The sequence below is a fragment of the Burkholderia sp. E168m23 genome, from assembly GCF_016586125.1.
GTDB classification, from domain to species: domain Bacteria; phylum Pseudomonadota; class Gammaproteobacteria; order Burkholderiales; family Burkholderiaceae; genus Burkholderia; species Burkholderia orbicola.
Map to the genome: position 1 here is coordinate 1 of NZ_BCPP01000976.1, position 2,619 is coordinate 2,619.

Consider the following 2,619-nt stretch of genomic DNA (forward strand, 5'->3'; position numbering starts at 1 on the left):
CCGCACATCGTGTTCCATGCGGCCGCCTACAAGCACGTGCCGTTGATGGAAGAGCACAACGCATGGCAGGCGCTGCGCAACAACGTGCTCGGCACCTATCGCGTGGCGCGGGCGGCGATCCGCCACGACGTGCGTCACTTCGTGCTGATCTCGACCGACAAGGCGGTCAATCCGACCAACGTGATGGGCGCGAGCAAGCGTCTCGCGGAAATGGCCTGCCAGGCGTTGCAGCAGTCGAGCGGGCGTACGCAGTTCGAGACGGTGCGCTTCGGCAACGTGCTCGGCAGCGCGGGCAGCGTGATTCCGAAGTTTCAGCAGCAGATCGCGAAGGGCGGCCCGGTGACGGTCACGCACCCGGAGATCACGCGTTTCTTCATGACGATCCCGGAAGCGTCGCAGCTCGTGCTGCAGGCATCGAGCATGGGGCATGGCGGCGAGATCTTCATTCTCGACATGGGCGAGCCGGTGAAGATCGTCGATCTCGCGTGCGACCTGATCCGCCTGTACGGTTTCTCGGAAGAACAGATCCGCATCGAGTTCACCGGGCTGCGGCCGGGCGAGAAGCTCTACGAGGAGTTGCTCGCTGACGACGAGGCGACGACGCGTACGCCGCACCCGAAGCTGCGGATCGCACGTGCGCGCGAAGTGCCGGACAATTTCCTCGACGAATTGCTGCCGTGGCTGATGCAGCATCGCGTGTTGTCCGACGACGAGGTACGGCGCGATCTGCGGCGCTGGGTGCCGGAATACCAGACGGCCGTTGCCCCCGTGTTGCAGAGCGTGCCGTCGGTGCGCGTCGTATCGAACGGGTGATGCGGTCCCAGGCCGTGAACTGAACGGCAAGAAGAGAAAAAGCGCCCAGCAGGGCGTTTTTTTCGTCCGGAAACCGGTTACGCGGTTCAGCGGCCGGGCCGATGCTTTCTCACCACCATCCACCTCGGCGCCTTGAACCGCACGATGCTGAGATAGAGCCACACATAGGTCAGCGCGAACAGCACGACGAACGCGAACAGGTGCACGGTATGCCGCCAGAACAGCGTCGCCGGTATCACCGCGACGAGGCACAGCAGCCACAAATACGGCGACGTCAGCGAATTCCGCCGCGTCAGATCGTGCGCATGCTTCGTCCCGACGGCCCAGCGCATCAGCCGCTTGTACACGAGCATGTGCAGGTGCACGCCGTCCGGAATCCCCGGCGACATCCCACGGATGAACTTCTTCCGGTAGATCGAGAAGCAGGTCTCGAAGATCGGATACATGAACAGCAGCACCGGGTACCACGCGGACACTTCGCGGTTGCGCATCACGAGCATGATCGCGAGCTCCGCGAGCATGAAACCGATGAAATACGCGCCGCCGTCGCCGAGGAAGATCAGCCCGGCGGGAAAATTCCACAGGAAGAAGCCGAGCACCGCGCCCATCATGATGATCGACGCGGACATCACGACCGGGTCGTTGACGTGGAACGCGACATACGCGAGCGACGCGAACATCATGAAGCTGACCATCGACGCGAGCCCGTTGAACCCGTCGATGATGTTGATCGCATTCGCGAGCGCCGCGACCGCGAGCACCGTGATGAATGCCGAGATGGCCACGTAGCCGAGCAGGAAGTCGAGCGGCGGCACGCTGATGCGCGTGACCGCGATGTTCATCAGCCAGAATGCGAGCGCGGCCGCGCCCATCGTGCACAGCAGCCGCGCGCGCGGCGACACGCGCTTGGTCAGGTCCTCGACGAGGCCGGACAGGAACGCCGGCAGCCCGCAGGCAACGATGCCGAGAATGCTGCCGGAGATCGTCGGATAGCGCCGGAACAGCACCAGCGCGGCAACGATGACCCCGGCGAGGATCCCGATGCCGCCCACCCGCGGCACCGGCCGCACATGGAATTTCTGCACGCCGGCCAGGTCGCTGTCGATCGAGAATTTCTCGTGAAGGTGCGCGTAGCGCACGATGAACAGCGTGACGAGCAAGGAGACGATGAAGCCGGACGCGAAGCTGAGCATGGGATCGCTCGGAAAATGGACAGCGGATTATACAAAACCGCGCGGGTTCCCCTCCTGCCATCGCCAGTGGTCGGCACACATGTCTTCGATACCGAGCGTCGCACGCCAGCCGATGATGTCGGCCGCGGCCTGCGGGTTCGCATAGCACTCCGCGATGTCGCCCGGGCGGCGCGCGACGAGTTCGTACGGCACCGGACGGCCCGACGCCTTCTCGAACGCGCGCACGACTTCCAGCACGCTGTAGCCCTGGCCGGTGCCGAGGTTCACGACGAAGCTCGCGTCGCGCTTCGCGAGCGCGTCGAGCGCGGCGATGTGCCCCTTCGCGAGATCGACGACGTGGATGTAGTCGCGCACGCCGGTGCCATCCGGCGTCGGGTAGTCCGAGCCGAACACGCGCAGCTTTTCCAGCTTGCCGACCGCGACCTGCGCGACGTACGGCATCAGGTTGTTCGGGATGCCGGCAGGGTCCTCGCCGATCAGCCCGCTCGCGTGCGCGCCGACCGGGACCAGAACACAGGCTGCCGCGCGCCGATGTCCATTCCGTCCGATTCCGCTTCTCCCGTTGAAACGCCGCACGCATGGCGCGTGCATGTACTCGACGTGCCGCCGCCGC

At 65.0% G+C, this 2,619-nt stretch carries 3 protein-coding genes; 1 reads left to right on the plus strand and 2 read right to left on the minus strand.

Annotation, left to right across the window (positions count from 1 at the left end; translation table 11 throughout):
- Positions 1-813 (plus strand): UDP-N-acetylglucosamine 4,6-dehydratase family protein (locus tag JMF90_RS32785; RefSeq protein ID WP_201325988.1); only part of this gene is annotated, 813 nt, incomplete at its 5' end.
- An 86-nt stretch (positions 814-899) separates the two neighbouring features.
- On the opposite strand, the gene JMF90_RS32790 is transcribed toward JMF90_RS32785, so the two are convergent.
- Both JMF90_RS32790 and JMF90_RS32795 read right to left on the minus strand, forming a co-directional pair.
- Positions 900-2,006 carry a glycosyltransferase gene (locus tag JMF90_RS32790; protein ID WP_175809008.1) on the minus strand — a complete coding sequence of 369 codons (1,107 nt, stop codon included), beginning with the start codon at positions 2,004-2,006 and terminating at the stop codon, positions 900-902.
- 27 nt (positions 2,007-2,033) lie between these two features.
- The coding region (locus JMF90_RS32795; RefSeq protein WP_236598082.1) for a GDP-mannose 4,6-dehydratase at positions 2,034-2,619 on the minus strand (586 nt) is incomplete at its 5' end.

What these genes read in the sequence shown, in the direction of transcription:
- JMF90_RS32790 (WP_175809008.1), bottom strand. Translation starts at nt 2,006, where the DNA reads ATGCTCAGCTTCGCGTCCGGCTTCATCGTCTCCTTGCTCGTCACGCTG.